Annotated in this window: 16 protein-coding genes and 1 tRNA gene; 12 read left to right on the top strand and 5 right to left on the bottom strand. The window is 51.5% G+C overall.

All coding sequences use genetic code 11. The features are described from left to right. Window positions 1-52: 52 nt before the first annotated feature. The gene (locus CWM52_RS20180; protein ID WP_100685717.1) at window positions 53-1,237 is read right to left on the bottom strand and encodes a NupC/NupG family nucleoside CNT transporter; all 1,185 of its coding nucleotides are present in this window, start codon (window positions 1,235-1,237) and stop codon (window positions 53-55) included. Between the two features lie 261 nt (window positions 1,238-1,498). Between CWM52_RS20180 and efeU the strand changes: the two genes are divergently transcribed. The 4 genes from efeU to phoH all read left to right on the top strand — a co-directional run bounded on the left by efeU (window position 1,499) and on the right by phoH (window position 6,098). After that, entirely contained in the window at window positions 1,499-2,338 is an 840-nt protein-coding gene (efeU, locus tag CWM52_RS20175) for an iron uptake transporter permease EfeU (RefSeq protein ID WP_100685716.1), read from the top strand. A 47-nt stretch (window positions 2,339-2,385) separates the two neighbouring features. Beyond that, window positions 2,386-3,513, top strand: a complete 1,128-nt coding sequence (gene efeO / locus CWM52_RS20170; protein WP_100685715.1) for an iron uptake system protein EfeO — start codon at window positions 2,386-2,388, stop codon at window positions 3,511-3,513. 4 nt (window positions 3,514-3,517) lie between these two features. Continuing rightward, entirely contained in the window at window positions 3,518-4,801 is a 1,284-nt protein-coding gene (gene efeB / locus CWM52_RS20165; protein ID WP_100685714.1) for an iron uptake transporter deferrochelatase/peroxidase subunit, read from the top strand. A gap of 508 nt (window positions 4,802-5,309) precedes the next feature. Further along, window positions 5,310-6,098 carry a phosphate starvation-inducible protein PhoH gene (gene phoH / locus CWM52_RS20160; RefSeq protein WP_191119242.1) on the top strand — a complete coding sequence of 263 codons (789 nt, stop codon included), beginning with the start codon at window positions 5,310-5,312 and terminating at the stop codon, window positions 6,096-6,098. Window positions 6,099-6,158: 60 nt separating this feature from the next. Here the strand turns inward: phoH and CWM52_RS20155 are convergent, their stop codons facing one another. Both CWM52_RS20155 and CWM52_RS20150 read right to left on the bottom strand, forming a co-directional pair. Then, window positions 6,159-7,400, bottom strand: coding sequence for an MFS transporter (locus CWM52_RS20155; protein WP_100685712.1), 1,242 nt, complete (start codon window positions 7,398-7,400; stop codon window positions 6,159-6,161). 360 nt (window positions 7,401-7,760) lie between these two features. Further along, entirely contained in the window at window positions 7,761-8,105 is a 345-nt protein-coding gene (locus CWM52_RS20150; protein WP_100685711.1) for a hypothetical protein, read from the bottom strand. A gap of 438 nt (window positions 8,106-8,543) precedes the next feature. Here CWM52_RS20150 and CWM52_RS20145 point away from each other — a divergent pair, with 438 nt between their 5' ends. The 8 genes from CWM52_RS20145 (at window position 8,544) to CWM52_RS20110 (ending at window position 17,906) form a co-directional block, all read left to right on the top strand. Further along, window positions 8,544-8,822, top strand: coding sequence for a DUF1471 domain-containing protein (locus tag CWM52_RS20145; protein ID WP_100685710.1), 279 nt, complete (start codon window positions 8,544-8,546; stop codon window positions 8,820-8,822). A gap of 283 nt (window positions 8,823-9,105) precedes the next feature. Next, window positions 9,106-10,008, top strand: coding sequence for a hypothetical protein (locus tag CWM52_RS20140; RefSeq protein WP_133121756.1), 903 nt, complete (start codon window positions 9,106-9,108; stop codon window positions 10,006-10,008). Further along, window positions 9,983-10,456, top strand: a complete 474-nt coding sequence (locus CWM52_RS20135) for a GGDEF domain-containing protein (RefSeq protein WP_100685708.1) — start codon at window positions 9,983-9,985, stop codon at window positions 10,454-10,456. Before CWM52_RS20140 ends, CWM52_RS20135 begins: the two co-directional genes overlap by 26 nt. 1,480 nt (window positions 10,457-11,936) lie before the next feature. After that, window positions 11,937-12,449, top strand: coding sequence for a hypothetical protein (locus tag CWM52_RS20130; protein WP_133121755.1), 513 nt, complete (start codon window positions 11,937-11,939; stop codon window positions 12,447-12,449). Window positions 12,450-12,470: 21 nt separating this feature from the next. Next, on the top strand, window positions 12,471-13,061 hold the full coding sequence (locus CWM52_RS20125) for a fimbrial protein (protein ID WP_100685706.1): 591 nt from the start codon (window positions 12,471-12,473) through the stop codon (window positions 13,059-13,061). Between the two features lie 107 nt (window positions 13,062-13,168). Next, window positions 13,169-15,802, top strand: coding sequence for a fimbria/pilus outer membrane usher protein (locus CWM52_RS20120; protein WP_100685705.1), 2,634 nt, complete (start codon window positions 13,169-13,171; stop codon window positions 15,800-15,802). A 38-nt stretch (window positions 15,803-15,840) separates the two neighbouring features. Further along, the gene (locus CWM52_RS20115) at window positions 15,841-16,557 is read left to right on the top strand and encodes a molecular chaperone (protein ID WP_100685704.1); all 717 of its coding nucleotides are present in this window, start codon (window positions 15,841-15,843) and stop codon (window positions 16,555-16,557) included. After that, the gene (locus CWM52_RS20110; RefSeq protein WP_100685703.1) at window positions 16,554-17,906 is read left to right on the top strand and encodes a fimbrial protein; all 1,353 of its coding nucleotides are present in this window, start codon (window positions 16,554-16,556) and stop codon (window positions 17,904-17,906) included. The genes CWM52_RS20115 and CWM52_RS20110 overlap by 4 nt, the downstream gene beginning before the upstream one ends. 477 nt (window positions 17,907-18,383) lie before the next feature. Here the strand turns inward: CWM52_RS20110 and CWM52_RS20105 are convergent. After that, window positions 18,384-18,471 (bottom strand) — tRNA-Ser (locus CWM52_RS20105). Between the two features lie 367 nt (window positions 18,472-18,838). Beyond that, on the bottom strand, window positions 18,839-19,402 hold the full coding sequence (locus tag CWM52_RS20100) for a histidine phosphatase family protein (RefSeq protein WP_100685702.1): 564 nt from the start codon (window positions 19,400-19,402) through the stop codon (window positions 18,839-18,841). Window positions 19,403-19,405 lie beyond the last annotated feature (3 nt).

Here is a 19,405-nt window from a genome sequence, read left to right as displayed (position 1 = left end):
CCGGGCGGCGGCTGACGCCTTACCCGGCACAAACGCAGCGGCGTCTCCCCGGTTACAGCACCAGCCCCGCGAAGCTGGCAGAGAGCAGGCTCACCAGCGTGGCGCCGAACACCAGACGCAGACCGAAGCGGGAGACGATATTCCCCTGCTGTTCGTTCAGCCCTTTAATGGCCCCGGCAATAATGCCGATCGAAGCAAAGTTGGCAAAAGAGACCAGGAAGACCGACAGGATGCCCAGTCCGCGCGGGGTCATGCCGGCGGCAATTTTCTGCAGCTCAATCATCGCCACGAACTCATTGGCCACCAGCTTGGTGGCCATAATACTTCCGGCGTTCAACGCATCGCTGAGCGGAATACCAATCAGCCAGGCCAGCGGATAAAAAACGTAGCCGAGAATTTGCTGGAAGCTCAGACCAAATAGCGTGGCGAACAGGGCATTAATGGCGCTGATCAGGGCAATAAAACCGATCAGCATCGCCAGAATAATCATCGCCACTTTAAAGCCGGCGAGAATATATTCCCCGAGCATCTCGAAGAAGCTTTGTGATTCGTGGAGCTTCTCCAGCTTAATCTCTTCCTCGCTACCCGGGCGCGTTGGGTTAATAATCGACAGCACAATAAAGGTGCTGAACATATTAAGGATCAGCGCCGCGACCACATATTTTGCATCGAGCATGCTCATATAGGCGCCGACGATGGAGAGCGACACCGTTGACATCGCGGTCGCCGCCATGGTGAACAGCCGGCGGGAGGAGAGGTCGCCCAGCACGCCTTTGTAGGCGATAAAGTTCTCCGACTGGCCGAGAATCAGCGAGCTGACGGCGTTAAAGGACTCCAGTTTCCCCATGCCGTTGACTTTGGAGAGCAGGGTACCTATCACGCGGATGAACACGGGCAGGATGCGCCAGTGCTGGAGAATACCGATCAGCGCCGAAATAAAGACAATCGGGCACAGCACGCCAAGGAAAATAAACGCCATCCCTTTTTCGCTCATGCCGCCAAATACAAAGTTGGTGCCTTCGGCGGCGAAGCCGAGCAGCGAAGTGAAAAATCCTGAGATATTTTTAACTATCCACAGCCCGCTTTCGGCATGCAGAAAAAAGAAAGCCAGCGCAATTTCAATGATAATTAACTGGATAATATAGCGAACGCGGATTTTTTGTCGGTCATAGCTGGCAAGCCAGGCAAGGCCGAGGATAACCGCCAGCGCCAGCAGGAAGTGCAAGAATTGTGTCATGTTGTTCTTTTCGCAGGTCAATAAGGCCGCTATTTAGCCACAGCCGCACTGGCGGGTAAATATCTGTAGTGAAAAAACCGCTTGAGCGTGGTGAAGACAGATAATCCCCTAAGTAATTATTTTATAGCGATTAATTTACAACTCGTCACTAATCTCTCTACATTTCACTTGTGTTTCTGATTATTGTAATGATAATCACTATCAGAAATATTTACCTATCTTTGCATCCACTGACTGCGATTCACATTTAAGGGTGTTGGCATGTTTGTTCCATTTCTCATTATGTTACGCGAAGGGCTGGAAGCGGCGCTGATTGTCAGCCTGATTGCCAGCTATCTCAAACGCACCCAGCGCGGCAGCTGGATTGGCGTCATGTGGATTGGCGTTATCCTGGCGGCGGCGCTGTGCCTGGGCCTTGGGATCTTTATCAACGAAACCACCGGCGAGTTTCCCCAACGTGAACAGGAGCTGTTCGAAGGCATCGTGGCGCTGGTGGCGGTATGCATCCTGACCTGGATGGTCTTCTGGATGCGTAAAGTCTCGCGCAACGTGAAACAGCAGCTGGAACAGGCGGTGGATAATGCGCTACAGCGCGGTAATCATCACGGCTGGGCGCTGGTGATGATGGTCTTTTTCGCCGTCGCGCGGGAAGGGCTGGAGTCGGTGTTCTTCCTGCTGGCGGCCTTCCAGCAGGATGTGGGGATCTGGCCGCCGCTCGGCGCGATGCTGGGGCTGGCGACCGCGATTGTCCTCGGCTTCCTGCTTTACTGGGGCGGGATCCGCCTTAACCTCGGGGTATTTTTCAAATGGACCAGCCTGTTCATTCTGCTGGTGGCGGCCGGGTTGGCTGCCGGGGCAATTCGCGCCTTCCATGAAGCCGGGCTGTGGAACCACTTCCAGGACGTGGCGTTTGATCTGAGCGGCGTGCTGTCGACCCACACGCTTTTCGGCACGCTGCTGGAAGGGATCTTCGGTTACCAGGAGACGCCTACCGTCAGTGAAGTGGCGGTCTACTTTATCTATTTGATTCCGGCGCTGGTGCTGTTTGCGCTGCCGCCGCGTAGCAATACAGCAACCTCGCGTACCGCTCCGCTTAAGTAGGGCGTCGCAGGACTATGGTTACCACATACTTACCGAAAGGGATGATCATGATGATTCATTTTCGCCGTAATGCGCTGCAGCTTGCCGTCGCAGCGTTGTTCAGCTCTGCTTTCTACGCCCAGGCTGCGGATATCCCGCAGGTAAAAGTGACCGTTAACGACAAGCAGTGTGAGCCGATGAACGTCACCGTGAAAGCGGGGAAAACGCAGTTCATTATTCAGAACCACAGTCAGAAAGCGCTGGAGTGGGAGATTCTTAAAGGCGTGATGGTGGTGGAAGAGCGCGAGAATATTGCGCCAGGCTTTACGCAAAAGCTGACGGCGAATTTGCAGCCGGGCGAATATGACATGACCTGCGGTCTGCTGACCAACCCGAAAGGCAAACTGATTGTCACCGGCGAGGCCACCAAAGATGCGGCGAAAGCCAATGCGGTGTTGAGCCTTGGCGAGGCGATTACCGCTTATAAAGCCTACGTTACGGCGGAAACCGCCCAGCTGGTTAGCGGCACGAAAGCCTTCACCGACGCGGTGAAAGCGGGCGATATTGAAAAAGCGAAAGCGCTGTATGCGCCGACGCGCCAGCACTACGAGCGCATTGAACCGATTGCCGAGCTGTTCTCCGATCTGGACGGCAGCATTGATGCCCGTGAAGACGATTATGAGAAAAAAGCCGAAGACCCGAAATTCACCGGCTTCCACCGTCTGGAAAAAGCCCTGTTTGGCGATAACAGCGTCAAGGGGATGGAAAAGTATGCCGACCAGTTGAACAGCGATGTGCTGGAACTGCAAAAACGCATCAGCGAACTGGCGTTCCCACCGTCGAAAGTGGTGGGCGGCGCGGCGGGCCTGATTGAAGAAGTCGCGGCCAGCAAAATCAGCGGTGAGGAAGATCGCTACAGTCATACCGATCTGTGGGACTTCCAGGCTAATATCGACGGCGCACAGAAAATCGTCGACCTGCTGCGTCCGCAGCTGCAAAAAGAGAACAGCGCGCTGCTGGCGAAAGTGGATGCTAACTTCAAGAAAGTTGACGCGATCCTCAGTAAATACCGCACTAAAGACGGCTTCGAAACCTATGACAAGCTGACGGATGCGGATCGTAATGCGTTGAAAGGGCCAATCACCACGCTGGCGGAAGATCTGGCTCAGCTGCGCGGGATCCTTGGACTGGACTAAGTCGATGGCAGAACACAAACAATTTGACGTGAATGAACCTTCACGTCGTCGGTTATTAAAAGGGATCGGCGCGCTTGGCGGCGCGCTGGCTATCACCGGCGGCTGTCCGGTGGCGCACGCGGCGTCCGGCAACAGCTCTCCGGGGGCGCTGTCGCCGGACGCGCGTGCTGAGGCGCAGCCTTTTTACGGCCAGCACCAGGCCGGCGTGCTGACGCCGCAGCAGGCATCGATGATGCTGGTGGCCTTTGATGTGCTGGCCAGCGATAAAGCTGACCTGGAGCGGCTGTTTCGCCTGCTGACTCAGCGCATTGCCTTTCTGACCAAAGGCGGGCCGGCGCCGGACACGCCAAATCCGCGTCTGCCGCCGATGGACTCGGGGATCCTCGGGCCGTGGATCTCCCCGGATAACCTGACCGTCACCGTTTCGCTGGGCCATTCGCTGTTTGATGAGCGCTATGGATTAGCGGACAAGGCGCCGAAAAAGCTGCAAAAGATGACCCGCTTCCCCAACGATGCGCTGGATGCGGCGCTTTGTCATGGCGATCTGCTGTTGCAAATCTGTGCCAATACTCAGGATACGGTTATCCATGCGCTGCGCGATGTGATTAAACACACGCCGGATTTGCTCAGCGTGCGCTGGAAGCGCGAAGGGTTTATTTCCGATAGCGCCGCGCGCAGTAAAGGCAAAGAGACGCCGGTTAACCTGCTGGGCTTTAAAGACGGCACCGCGAATCCGGTCAGCACCGATAAGGCGCTGATGGATGACGTGGTGTGGGTGACCCCCGACCAGGGCGAGCCGGCATGGGCAACCGGCGGCAGCTATCAGGCGGCGCGTATCATCCAGTTCCACGTGGAGTTCTGGGATCGCACCCCGCTGAAAGAGCAGCAGACCATTTTTGGTCGGGATAAGCACAGCGGCGCGCCGCTGGGCATGCAGCATGAACATGACGTGCCGGATTACAGCCGCGATCCTGACGGCGATATGATCGCCCTGGACAGCCACATTCGGCTGGCGAATCCGCGTACGCCGCAGACGCAGTCCAGTCTGATGATGCGCCGTGGCTACAGTTATTCGCTGGGGGTGACCAACTCCGGGCAGCTGGATATGGGCCTGCTGTTTGTCTGCTACCAGCATGACCTGGAGAAGGGATTCCTGACGGTGCAAAAACGCCTTAACGGCGAAGCGCTGGAGGAGTACGTCAAACCTATCGGCGGCGGCTACTTCTTTGTGTTACCGGGCGTTATCGATAGCCAGCACTACCTGGCGCAATCTCTGCTCGAAGCCTGACGTGCCTGCCCGAAAGGGCAGGGCGTTTCTGCTGTTTTTCCATTCTTTTTTTGTATTTCCTGCCTTGTTTCATTTTTCTGTAATCTTATAGTCGGAAACTCTCTGCAGCTGCAATGAGAACTATTTGTTGTCTATATGTAAGAAATAAGTTGCATTAAGAATTATTTTTGATGTACTTATTACAGACGCGGTAGTTCCCGGCAGTGATGTCGTTTCACTATGGAGATCGCGAATGCCCGATTGCTGTAACGGAAAACGTCAAACCTCATACCGTACTCCTCAGCACGGGGGCCGCACTCCCGGCCGTGATTTCTGCTCCCCAGACTTATCCCTATCCACAAGTAAAAATTCGAACCCAGGCAAGGTTACCGGTGCGCGTAGCCGTGACCCTCTGCCAATTCGTCAGGCAAGCAATGGCTTACAAGGAAGCCAAACCTCAATCGTTAGTGCGCATAATCGCGTCGATCGTGGCGCGTGTGATGTAAACCAACAACGCAAGGTGCTATCCATGGGAAGACAAAAAGCAGTGACCAGAGCTCGTCGTGAGGCCAAACGTGTGCTGAGACAGGATTCGCGAAGCCATAAGCAGCGCGAAGAAGAATCGGTCACATCGCTTGTGCAAATGAGTGGCGTAGAAGCAATTGGCATGGCGCGGGATAGCCGCGACGCATCGCCGATTGAAGCGCGCAATGACGCTCAGGCGCATTATTTGAATGCCATCGATAATAAACAGCTGATTTTTGCAACGGGCGAAGCCGGGTGCGGAAAAACCTGGATTAGCGCAGCGAAGGCAGCCGAAGCCCTGATTCATAAAGATGTGGACAGGATTATTGTTACCCGTCCCGTTCTGCAGGCCGACGAAGACCTCGGCTTCTTACCGGGAGATATCGCCGAGAAGTTTGCCCCCTATTTCCGACCGGTGTACGACGTGCTGGTGAAGAGACTGGGCTCTTCCTTTATGCAGTACTGCCTGCGACCGGAAATCGGCAAGGTGGAAATCGCGCCGTTCGCCTATATGCGCGGACGTACATTTGAAAATGCCGTGGTGATTCTGGACGAGGCCCAGAACGTGACGGCTGCGCAAATGAAAATGTTTTTAACCCGCCTCGGGGAAAACGTGACGGTCATCGTTAACGGCGACATTACCCAGTGTGATTTACCCTCTGGCGTGAAGTCCGGACTGGTCGATGCGCTGGCGCGTTTTGAGGAAGACGAAATGATCGGTATTGTGCGTTTTACCGCCGATGATTGCGTCCGTTCGATGCTCTGCCAACGAACGCTGAAAGCCTACTACTGATCGCTATCTGGTGTGCAAAGCCCGGGGAGACCCGGGCTTTGCTTATCTGGAGCGCAGGGATCAGCCGATCGCGCCCAGCGCGTCTTCGCTGCCCTGTGTTTTCGGCAGTAAGAATAAGGTGGCGAAAATGTCCAGCAGGTAGAGAAGGGCCAGCAGAGTAATGGCGGCGGTAAACGACCAGTGGCTGACGAACAGCCCAATCACCAGCGGTCCAAAACCACCGACGCCGCGCCCAAGGTTAAACAGCACGTTCTGCGCCGTAGCTCGGACCCGTAGCGGGTAAGTATCAGAGATAAGCGCGCCGTAGCCGCCAATCATCCCGTTAACAAACATACCCATTACCGCTCCGGTAAACAGCATCAGGGTCGGGTCCCGCAGCTGGGCGTAGACAATGACCATCACCACCGCGCCAGCCTGGTAAAGCAGAAAGATCTTCCAGCGTGCGAAACGGTCTGCCAGCACGCCGAACAACCAGATACCGAAAGTCATGCCCACGACGGTGACCGCCGTCCAGAGTCCTGATTTGGTGAGTGAAAAGCCAAAGCTGGAGGAGAGATAGCTGGGCATCCAGATCATCAGGCCGTAGTAGCCAAAATTCTGTACCGAGCACAGGATGAGGATCCCGATACTGGCCTTCGAGGTGGCGCGATCGGCAAACAGCATCCTGAGCCGGGCCGTAAAGGAGACCTCCTGAGTGACCGCGATATCTTTGGTAAATGCGTCAGGCTCCCCCATGCCGCGGCGGATGGCAAATGAGACCAGCGCGGGCAGCAGGCCCACCAGGAACATCCCGCGCCAGCCGATGATATCCAGCAGGAGAGGGGTGATAAAGGCGGCAAGCAGAACGCCAAGCTGCCAGCCGATGCCAACCCATGCCGAGGCGCGGTTGCGCTTATGGGCGGGCCAGACTTCGGCAATCAGCGCCATGCCGATACCGAATTCGCCGCCGAGCCCCATACCGGCAAGGGTGCGATAGGCCAGCAGATCCCAATAGCCCTGGGCAACCGCACAGAGGCCGGTAAAGACCGAGAACATCAGGATCGTGAAGGTCAGGACGCGAATACGGCCCAGACGGTCGCTGAGATGGCCGAAAAAGATCCCGCCCAGTACCGCGCCAATCAGCGTCCAGGTGACGAGGGAGCCGGCCTGAGAGGTGCTGAGCGCCAGCGAAGCGCTGATAGCGGGGAGCATAAATCCCAGAATCAGCAGATCAAAGCCATCCATTGCGTAACCGCTGATCGCCGCGAGCATCGCTTTCGCCGGCGTTACGCCGCGTTTGTTAAGTGGAGAAGAGAACGTCATGTCCAGACCTTAGAGTGAAAATTGTGCGCCAAGTATAAGTTTGTCGGCGGCCGCAATCTACAGGCAAAGCGGGGCAAAGGGGCAGGGTAGCCCGGACGGGGCAAGAATATCGCCCCCGGGAAAAGGCATTTGCGCTGCCGCCGGGGGGAGGGAGCAACAGGCGAAAATACGCGGCGGCGACGAGCTTTCGCAGAAGATGAGACGGTACGCGCTTTTGTCTCATCTTTGTTATTGCCTGGGCAGGGCGCCCCCCTTGACGGGGGGCTAACCCAGGCGACAGGGAAAGCGCCGGTTAACGCCAGCAAAAGACAACCCGCTATCCGGTGATAATTACTGCATCACATAATCCAATGGCCAGGACTAGATGGTGAGATATTTTCTGGTCCCAAACGGGCACAGGATAAAAGCACATTTTTTTACTTGTATACATTTCTCTGTACTTTTATTCATGCCGCTACAGCCATGTGGCTTTAAATACTGATGCCATTGCTCCGGCATAAAGGGGGTAATTTTGAAAATATCCAGCTCCTGCTGCCTGCCATTGACAATATATTCGTTATTGTCTATCTCTAGTATACTTCCAGTGTTTAAAAAATAATCTCCATGATACCACAGGACGAGCTTTAATGATTTTAGCGACACACAAACGGCCAGACACGTTTTGCTGCGGGGGAAAACTAATACATCGGTAACTTTCCATTCCATATAATATCCTTATATGAATGTGAACAAATGTATTTTTTGAACTGAATATGATTATTGCAGGTTTTGAATGGCTGGCAATGAAAAATAATGATGTTTGCCAAACATTACATAATCATACACTGGCTTTCAAAGCTGATAGATATCAGTTAGTTACCCTGTTCGTAGACTTATTTAACAGGCAATGAAATTTTAACTAATGGCCGCTTAATTTTGTCGGAATGGCTTGCTTCCTTTTTATCACTCATATTACGTAGGTTTCTTTTTTGCATGGTGAGGTTTTTTTTCAGGATATGTATAGATATATATTTTTTCTGCCTGGCACAATAAATATAAAGTAAAGACGCGGCTGTGGTTGATAATTATTGATCTACAACAACTTTATGCCGGTAAATGTCATTACTATCACCGATGTGAGTACCTTAACTAAAGGAGTAGGCCATGAAAAAGACCCTGGCTGGATTGATTGCTGTTGTAGGTTTAGTTTCTATGAACGCATCGGCGGCGATGCTGATTTCTAAAGATGAAGCCCATCACTTTAAATATGAATATATCGATAATATTACGGTAGCAGCCTCTGGCGGACAGATTTCATCACCGATGGATCTTCATGAAAAGCTGTCGCAGCTCGCCGATGAGAAAGGTGGTAAATATTATGTCATTATCGCCGCCCGGGAACATGGACCGAATTTTGATGCGATTGCTGAAGTTTTCAAATAATGTTTATTAACTAGTCGCAGATAAATGCTGTTTCTGTAAACGGAGACAGCATTTTCTTATGCTTAATTAAATACAGGCTGATTCCCTCTATATGGACTATAATGATAACGGGAAAGGGTAGGGCGTTTACTCATTGACAGAAAATACGTGATCCTTTGGTGTGAAAATGAATATAAAAAATGATGTTAGCATTAAATATATGATAGTGGCAATGTTGACTTTGTTTTATGTTTCTTTTTGCGTAATTTTCTTTCATATGCAGTATGATAATGTCCAGGAGGTAATGAAAGAATATCTTTATGATGCCAGGCTGGAAATACTTAATGAAACCTACACCGATGATAATTTATCACTGGCTTTGAGCTATTTGAATCAACAGCGGAATCCTCGGTCTGCGAAGAGTGATTGTTATTTTCCTTTAGAATATAATCCTGCGTTAAATGTCTGGGGGATTAACGTAGACAAGCGGCAGGGTTTAGCGAACTTATATGGGACATTACAGTCTAAAAATAAGCAGATAAGCTGCGAAACGCTTAATTTTCTACATTTATTTGATGAGATTTATCAGTTTCGTAGAGATGAGCGAGAATCGCATAATCAACTGGTCTATTTCATTCCGAAAGACCGGGCGTATATTTATTTCTCAACTCCAGTATTTAATAAAAACTATACTGAATCGAACATTTTTAAAAATATTGATTACTTCCATACAAAAGATTTTTTATCTTTGATGAAAAATAAGACGTTATCCTGGACTTATAATGTCAGAACGGATATTTATGATGATTTTAATACCGGGGAGAAAGTGATCTCAGTCGGTAGTATCGTTTACAATTTTAACGATGCACAAGGGGTGGATATAATCGGCTATGTGTTTAAAGATTTTGTTCAGGATGATTTAAAAAGAATCATCTATGACCGAATAAAGCCAGAGTGGCGTAGCCATGTGAAGATGATTGTCAGGGACAGACTCAAAAATTCAGAGATGACTTATGGGGTGAGTCGTCTGTTTAGTACAAACGTCAGGCTTAACTTTTCACATAAATATGAGGTGAGTTACGCATATCCCGTTTCTATTATCCTGATTGATAACATTACGACGTTTCTAATTTCATTTGTGGTTTATATCCTTGTACTGCTGTTGATGTTATATATACCGGATGATGGTGGTATTCAAGGGCGATAGCTATGCAGATCCGTTGACCGGATGTTATAACCGACGTTACTTAGAACTATACACTACGAATAGCCGTCTCTCAGATAAACGTGTTGGTGTACTGGTACTGGATTGCAATAACTTTAAAACCATTAACGATCAACTTGGCCATGATTCCGGAGATCGCGCATTAGTCTTTCTGGCTCAAACTCTGGTTAAGGTTTTTCGCAAGAATAAGGATAAATTGGTCCGTCTGGGAGGCGATGAGTTTTGTGTGCTTATTTTAGATCCTGATAATATCGAGATAGAAAAAGTCATTGCCCGCATTAATAATAAATTACGGGAATTTGATTCAGATATTATATTCTCTGTTTCATGGGGATATCATGTTTCTGCAGGAGCCAATATTATTGAGGCACTACGCAGTGCTGATATGAAGCAGTACGAGAATAAGGAATCGATGAAGAAGCAGGCATAGCGCTAGCGGTCTTCATTTATGAACCTTCAATTTATGAATCTGAATGGTCATGCTTGTTATTCTGCGGGGATAACCGTTTGCTAAGGCTACGTTGAGATGCCAGGGGGCATAATCGTGTCTTCGGACAGGGGATGCGCCTGTCTGAGCCTCACCGTGTTTACTGGTGCAGTAACGATGATTGCATACTCCTCACTCCCTCACTCGCACATCATTGGTCTGATTTTTTATCATTACCGGACTCCTGCTATTTTGTGGCGCTTCAGCGTCAGCGTCAGTGTCAACGTCAGCGCCCCGGCATCAGCTTCTTTTTCCCTGCGTCATTGATACCGCTCTCTGCATTTGTAGACCTTTTGCTGAGTCTCCTCAGGTACTGCACAGACAGCAGACCTTATCTCTGCGGTGATGAAACAGTCCTTGCCTGAACGCCTTCACTCATACTGTCGGGTATGCCGTTTCTTGCGATCCGGCCTCGTTCAGACGGCAATCTGACCTGATTTATAACTTAAACGGAATTAAAACGGAGATAAATTAGTTTGTTTAATAAATATTACAAACATTATAATTTACAATGTAAATCATTGTGGTGATACCCTATTCCTGAAGAGAAGTTCATTGAATTATATAGCTATTAAATTTTCTGATGTTGCATGGCTGCTAATAAAAAGATCGGTGAAGTATAATTCAATAGATTTAGCCTATTGAATTGTTTGTTTTGATAGTTTTGTTGATTTTGAGATTTTTCCTGCATCGTTTAGTTTCTGTCTGTATGAGATGCATATGATTGTCATCTGACTTTATTTATAAATATGGTGGATAATTTGACGATGATTTATTTAACTTTACATTGATTAATCCAGCAGAAATTGGGGAATATTCCTATGCTGGCGTTGGAAATTTACTGTAGTGACGAGATTTTTTTCTAAGATTCAGCGCGAATCATATCTAAGAAGATCTGCAGGAAAGTGGTTTATTACTTATTCTGAACAACAGGGGAGGTCATTATTTTATTTAAAGCTGCTAATGATTGTTTATTGATTCAAATCAAGTAATTTATATAATGAATTGCATAAACAAAGAGTTATCTTATCTCTGCCTTGTGCCTTTTTAAGAATTTTCCTCAAAAAAATAACGGGGAAAACTTAATATTTAATCATTGTTCGAAAATGCAACAGTGTTTATAAGCTGTGAAGTGATTTGTTTTATCTATCAAAATCCATGTTGATTTGAGTTAAAAACTGTTAGGAAAAATGTTGGTGCTATGATTTAAATAAAGGTGTAAGAAAACAATACTAAACAATTTTGAATGTGTCTGGTCTGTCTGACACGTTGACTTCGTATGCGTTAAATATACAGAGAGAAGATGAGATATCATATTGTGTCAGATAATTTATATTTTCTCCTGGGAGTTAGAGGACTATTTAACCGGAAGGGGTTGTTTGCATTTATATATTACAGCTGTGAGCAGTCTACGCTGGAGCTGATGCGTGATATCAATGGTCATCTGAAACCCGGTGATGTGCTGGTTTGTGCCCTGCATGATATTATTCTGCGGCAGAATGTATTGAAGTTGTCATGTGTATTATTTGGCCGGATATTATTTATGCCGTTTTTTACGGTGACTGAAAAAACTACGGGTTCATTACCCTGGGTCCTGAATAGTACTGTAACAGAAGATGCTTTCTTTATTCTCCTGAAGAGAATGGAAACCGCCGCATATCCTAAAAGAAATATTACCGATAAGCATATAGAAACAATCGGATTTCTTACGTCGGGTAAAACAATTAATGAACTGGTCACGACGACAGGATGGACGGCTAAAAAGCTCTACTACCAGCGAACGGCATTACTGAAGAAGTGCGGTCTTACCGGAACGACGGATCATGAAGTCCTTCTCTGCAGAGACATATTGACATTATTAAGGAGGCATAACGTAACAAAAGCTAAAGCACCACCATCTCAACATCATCTGTCACCGGGTGAATATTATTCATAATGATGTAGTAAAGGGACCTGTATGCAAAAAAATACTTTATATAAAGCGATAATTTCCGCATTCGTGATTGTGGGGGGATTGTCAGCCAATGCAAACGCTGCCGACGGTACCATCAACTTTAACGGGACTGTGACCGCAAGCGCCTGTTCCACCCTTGTAGGGGCGGCCCCGGCTGGAGGGAGTGCTAGTACTACCGCAACCGTTAACCTTCCTCCGGTATCAGCCGACACGCTGAATGCCGCGGCCGGTACGCTTGCCGGACATACCGCATTCACCATCCAGCTGACCGGATGTCAGGCTGCCGGTTCGCTGAACAGCGTGCGCGCAACATTTTCTACCGCCTCTCCGGCTGCCGGAGACAATACGGTAATGGGCAATACCGTCACTTCCGGTGGTGCAGCTGACGTGGCCGTGGCGATTCTGACGGCACAAAGTACGCCTATTCATCTGAACGGTGGCACATTACTTGACCCCGGTGCCACGCTCCCTGCGGCGGCTGGCGCTCCGGGGCCGATCACGCTTAATTATCTGGCGGCATACAAATCCCTCAGCACAGCGGTCACCCCCGGTCCTGTTACAGGCGTTGCCGACTACGTGATTTCCTATTTCTGATAATACGGAATAACTGTTTTATTTGCGATTAAAGCCGGGATGACCGGCTTTTTCCGGATAACGACAGTATCTGGTTTTTTTCGCGCTATACCAGGGAATATCATTATATGTATCGTTTTTTACTGCGCTGTATTCATACGAAAGAACCACAGAGTCGGCTATCTCTGATGTCGATGGTTTTCCCGGTGCTTCTCAGTAGTTTCAGCGTCAGTGTTTTTGCCGGAAACGATTTTGAGGAAGCGTTTTTGCGGCGCGATAAAAACGGTGTATCTCAGGATGTTTTTATGTACCAGGATCCTGTTATACCCGGGAGGAAACTGACAGATATCGTCATAAACGATCGCGCACGCGCGAAGACAGAAATTGACTTCGTCAGTCATGGTAAAAACAAAGTTATCCCCTGTCTTTCATACCGTCAGTTGAAATCCTTTGGCGTCAGGGTCAGCCAGTATTCTGGCTGGATAACCCGCGAAGGGGATACGGCGGGGTCGTCTGAAGCGGAAACCTCCGCACCTTCTCGCTGCGAAGATATTGCGCTGCGAATACCTGCTGCCTTTGTTCAGTATGACCACACACATCAGGTGCTGAACATTACCGTACCGCAGGAAGCCATGGACAACGAGCGTTTTACCATGATCTCGCCGGATGAATGGGATCACGGTACGCCCAGCCTGCGCTCATCCTACAGCGGCTATTTTTATTCGTCACGGCTGAAGGGGGCATCCGGCCAGGGCTGGACGCTAAATGATACGACCACCGAGAGTGCCTGGCTGAGCCTGAATACAACAGGCAATGCCGGGCCATGGCGTCTCTACAGCATTGATTCGTTTTACCGTAACGACAGGAGCCAGTGGAAATCGAATCACGACAGAGCCTATCTTGCACGCGATATTGCGTTCCTGCGCAGCAGCCTGCAGGCGGGGGAAATCTACACCCGTACCTCCGGCACGATGGCGGGGGCGATCCCTCTGCGGGGTATCTCGCTGGCGACCAGTGAGCGCATGTCACTCGATAACCAGTACAGCTATGCGCCGGTTATCCGGGGAGTGGCGCGCACGAATGCCAGATTGCTGGTACGCCAGCGTGATACGGTGATTTACAGCACGTTGCTGACGCCTGGCGCATTCGCAATTGATGATCTGTATACCGCTCAGGTGGGGGCCGATCTCGACGTCGTGGTGGAGGAGTCTGACGGGCAGATTCAGTCTTTCCGGGTTCCCTACACGGCCCTGCCGGGCATGATCCGCCCCGGCGCCATCCGCTACAGTCTGGCCGCGGGCACCTGGCGCGGTCCGGACGGCGGGACATCCGAACCCGCGCTGTTATCCGGTACTCTGGAATACGGTTTTGAACATTTCACTCTGAATAGCGCCTCTGTGCTGGCTGAAAATTACCAGATGCTCTCTTCGGGGGCGGCATGGAATATTGGCGCGATTGGGGCTTTTTCTGCCGATCTGGCGTATGCCCGCCACATCGAAACCTGGAGAGATAACCGCCAGCGCGAAGGTACGGCCGCCAGGCTGCTGTATGCCCGCCAGTTTGATGTTACCGGGACATCGCTGCAACTGCTGGGTTACCAGTATCAGTCAGAATCTTTCCTGGATGCCGGCGAATTTCTTGCGCGTCAGGGTCAGAACTGGATTGACGGCTATGCTCCGGACACGGCCTCCTGGCAGAAACGCCGACGTAACCGGGTAGAGATGACCGTCAACCAGAATATGAACTCCGTCGGCAATCTGTATATGACCATCAGCCAGGAAAGTTTTTACGGCACGGGCAATAAAAACACCTCGCTGAGTGCCGGAGTGGGTACTACCGTCGGTTCGGCCAGCGTCTCTCTGTCACTGATGCACAATCGTTACGAACGTCTCAGCGATAACCAGCTGACTCTTTCCCTCAGTCTGCCGTTATCAGTATTGCTCCCCGGAAGGCACGATGCCGGCTTTCTGAGTTACGGCCTCAGCCGCAACAAAAACAACCAGTACGGCCAGTCGCTGGGGTATGCGGGCAACAGCGCGGGCAATGACTTCAGCTATGCGGCCAGTCTCCTGCGGGACACTCAGGGCGAATACAGCCAGTCAGGATCTCTGGGCTGGAACGGCAGCAGGGCAAATATCAGCGGAAGCATTAGCCATGGAAGGGATTACCGCCAGTACTCCGCCGGGATGTCCGGAGGGGTGACGCTTTATCGCGGAGGGGTGATTATGTCGCCGCCATTGGGTAACACCGTGGCTATTGTTGAAACCCCCGGAGCGGAAAACATCCGGGTTTCCGGTATCAACAATGCGCGGACCGATTCATCCGGCCGGGCAGTGGTGACCTGGTTGACGCCTTATCGCTACAACCAGATTAACCTCGACACCGGGGAATCTGATGGCGCTGAGTTGCAAGAGTCCTCCCGCAAAGTTGTCCCTTCGGAAGGCGCTGCCGTGCTGCTTCGGTTTGCCACCCGCTCGGGCAGAAGAGCGCTCGTGGAAATACACAGCCGAAAAAGTATTCCGCTGGGCGCTCTGGTGTACAGCGAAAGCGCTCCCGGAGTCAATGAGGCAGAGGAGGCCGGTATCGTGGGCCAGAAAGGACTGGCCTGGCTGACCGGGCTGGATACCCGCGAGGCGCAGGTACTGAACGTTATCTGGGGCCAGCGACCCGCAGAGCAGTGCCAGATTGCGCTTTCCGCACCGACAGAAGCGCAGCTTAAACCAGAAAACTGGCATAAAAAAATCAGAGCGGAGTGTCTCTGATTCTTCACCACCAAACTGCACAAAAAAAGAGTAACGCAATGAAATTGTTAAAACTATATTTTACCGGCCTTCTGGCGGTAGTCTTCCTCGTCGGTTCGGCGACAGCCGGCGTCAGGCCGCAACTGACCCGTATTGTTGCGTATGCGCAGGACAGAGAAACCGCGGTAGACGTTATCAATGACAGCCAGGAGACCTATATGGTGCAGGCCTGGCTGGAGGATCTTCGGGGGAATGACCACGATCTTCCGCTGGTGCTGACACCGCCGGTGATGAAGCTTGAGGGTAAAAAACAGGGGAAATTCCGGCTCGTGGTTCTGAGGGGGGCGATTGCGCAAGACAGAGAGTCCGCATACTGGCTATCGCTGCAGGAAATCCCCCCTAAAGCCGGGAGCGCCAATAAGCTGGTTATTGCCGTACGCAGCAGGCTCAAAGTTTTCGTTCGCCCTGACGGGCTGAGCTCTGCCGGCGCCCGCGATGCGATCAAGCAAATTCGCTGGAGTCTTGAGAAAGACGGTAACGATGTCTGGCTGAAAGCAACCAATCCCACGCCGTATTATGTCAGCTTTGCCCGCTTGAGCGTGGGGGCTGGCAAGGGGATTACGCTGGAGGATCGTCATCGTATGCCTCCGCCGTTCGGTAGCGAACGTTACCATCTGCCTGCCTCCGTGAATCCTGACCGCGTGAGCGTGACCTGGAGCGGGATCCATGACTGGGGCGGTGCGGGCGAAGAATATCGGGCGGAGTTGATACCATGAATATGGCTGCTGGCATCTCTGTTGCGCTCGTCAGCAAAAGAAGGCTGTCCCTGTTTCTGATGGCTGTCGTGTTTTTGTTTACTCCAACGGTAACGAGAGCGACGACCTATATCATAAGTTATGTCTGGTCATCCGCCAGTGACCCCAATGTGAATAAACTGGCAGGACAATGTTCTTACACTTATCCGGATAATCAGCCTTTTTCTGTTCCCCGTTCGGTTGTTGCGGATAACTCGGTGCCGACAGGAACTATTCTTGCGTCGTGGAGTTACGCTGACTTTAATGTACCTCTGACGGTGAGTTGCAGCGGGAGTGGTATCGAAGGTACGACTTCGATTATGACTGCTCCGTATGGCGGAATTTTGGCCAATGCAAGTAGTCACGCCGTTTTGGGATACAATATTGCGGGGACGTTAGAGGGGTCAGGGATCCTGAACACCAGCGTTCCCGGAGTCGGTGTGCGGTTTTATGTACAGTCAGATACACCGGACCTCGGAAACGCAGTGAATGCCCCTGCATTTATTGCTCTGACCGGGTTTGGAAGTTCTGTTATATTTGCCGCCAGTGGTGTGGAGTATCCGTATGTTGGCCCTGGCGCAGGGCAGGCGGGTCTGTCCATTAGTATGCTGCAGTCGCGTACGGAAAATGATACGACTCTCTGGTATATTCCGACACGTAGAGTATCGCTTTCTCTGCGTGCTGAACTGATTAAAACCGGTTATGTAGCGAATTACGGCGCAGTTTCCTTCAGTCATCTGTTTAGCTCGTGGATGGAGCTAATCCCGTTGGGGTTGTCGAATTTTTTCCCGCCTCCTTCCAGTCATTTTCTGATGGGGACGGGAGTGACGCTTGTCAGACCAACCTGCAAACTCAGTTCGCAGCGTTCCACCGATTATCAGGTCGCTATGGGACGATGGGACGCAGATACTCTTTCTCATCCTGGGGCTCCGGCATACGGACCGGATGTGCCGGTGATACTTGAACTGGAGTGCAACGGGATGGCGGAGAATGTCCGGATGCGATTTGAAGATGCGGGCGCGTCGCCACTTCCGGTGGGTAACCTCAGTCTTTACGACGCCGCCGGCGGAAATAAAATTGATGGGCTGGAAATTGAGCTGCAGAACAACGGTAACCATATTGATATCAACGGGTCAGCCGTCGATATTGGGAGTTATGGTTCGGGGGCTACTTCTGTCGCGGGGGATAAAATTTTTGCGGCGTCATCCACAAGTTTTATGCCGATAACCTTCCAGGCACGCTATATCCAGCGAGCGACGATCACACGAGCTGGCGTCAATTATACCGGGCCAGTAAGCGGCACCGTAAATCTGTTTATGGTTTATGACTGATGATGTCATCAAGACGATTTTCTGCGCCTTTTCCCGATAAAGCTGGCCGGGCTGGGTGTCAGAAAACCAGAACCGATATCATGGAGTTCTAATCAGGGACGCACTCAGGAACAGTGCGTTCCGGCTTTAATCTCAACCGGGGAAGAGGGGGGACTCGCTTCGCTCACTGCGTTTGCGGTCTGTCCAACTGGCTGCGCCCGTTGTCGCCCCCGGTCGGGGGTTCTCATCCCCCCTGGCGGGATGCAATATGTGAAAAAAAAGCTCGTACTTTCGTACGAGCTCTTCTTTAAATATGGCGGTGAGGGGGGGGATTGACTCGCTTCGCTCGCCCCTGCGGGGCAGCCCGCTCACTGCGTTTGCGGTCTGTCCAACTGGCTACGCCAGTTGTCGACCCCCGGTCGGGGATTCTCATCCCCCCCCGATGGAGAATATAAAAGAAAAGAGCCCGTACTTGCGTACAGGCTCTCATCTCGAATATGGCGGTGAGGGGGGGATTCGAACCCCCGATACGTTGCCGTATACACACTTTCCAGGCGTGCTCCTTCAGCCACTCGGACACCTCACCATATTGTTTCGCTGCTCACCTTGGGTGGGCAACGGGGCGCTACTATAGGGAGTTGCGCTAAAACGGTCAAGCAGTATTTATTCTTTCTTTACCGTTCGGTCAAGCAATGAACACTACTTTGGCCGGATGCCGTCGGGGCGGTGATTTTCACGCGGATAATCAAGCTGTTCGCTACTCTTCAGGACATCCTGAGCTTCAGCGGGCGGCAACTGAAGAGCGGGAGGGCTTTGGTATACACCTTCGCCCACCTCGCGGTATCCGGACGATCCCGACCGCGCGACATCCGGATGCCAGCACCGCGCTATGCAACGAGACGAGACCCGCTTGCGCCACGCATGGCAGAGTTATCTTCGGCATTGTCTATCGGTCAGTCACATCGTTCCCCCACCACGCAAAAATGCCAGCGTCGTCCATCGCTGTGCAACCCGGTAATACTGAGCGGGTGGATATCAATGCGCTCAAATGACTGGAGCGGTGCGCCGAGAACGTCGACGATCATGGCGCGGATCGCCGCGGCAGAAACTATCGCGCAGTGGCGGCCTTGCATATCGACGCGCTGAGTCAGCCAGTGGCCGCAGCGCGTCAACAGCTGAGCGCGCGACTCACCGCCCGGCGGCGGCGCGCCCTCCAGCCAGGCGTGGAACGCCTCGGCGTCTTGCATCATCACTTCCCGCAGCGGTTGCCCGGCCCAGATTCCATAGTCGGGTTCCGCCAGTTCCGTCGCCAGGGTGAACGGTAAAGAGAGCGCCCTGGCGGTCTGCCGGGCAGCAGCTTGCGGGGCGCACCAGACGGTATGGTAACGGGCGACCACGCTCTGTAGCTGACGCGCCCGTTGCCATGCCCGTACCTCCAGAGGTTCATCGTCAGGGAAACGCGACCCTCTGCCCGCCGCTGTTTCTCCCTGACAAATCAGCGTTAGCGATGCGCCCATAAC

The organism is Raoultella sp. T31 (assembly GCF_002806725.1).
Taxonomy (GTDB): Bacteria; Pseudomonadota; Gammaproteobacteria; order Enterobacterales; family Enterobacteriaceae; genus Klebsiella; species Klebsiella electrica.
The sequence above is the reverse complement of the archived record's forward strand: the minus strand, read 5'-3'. Positions and strand labels throughout refer to the sequence as shown.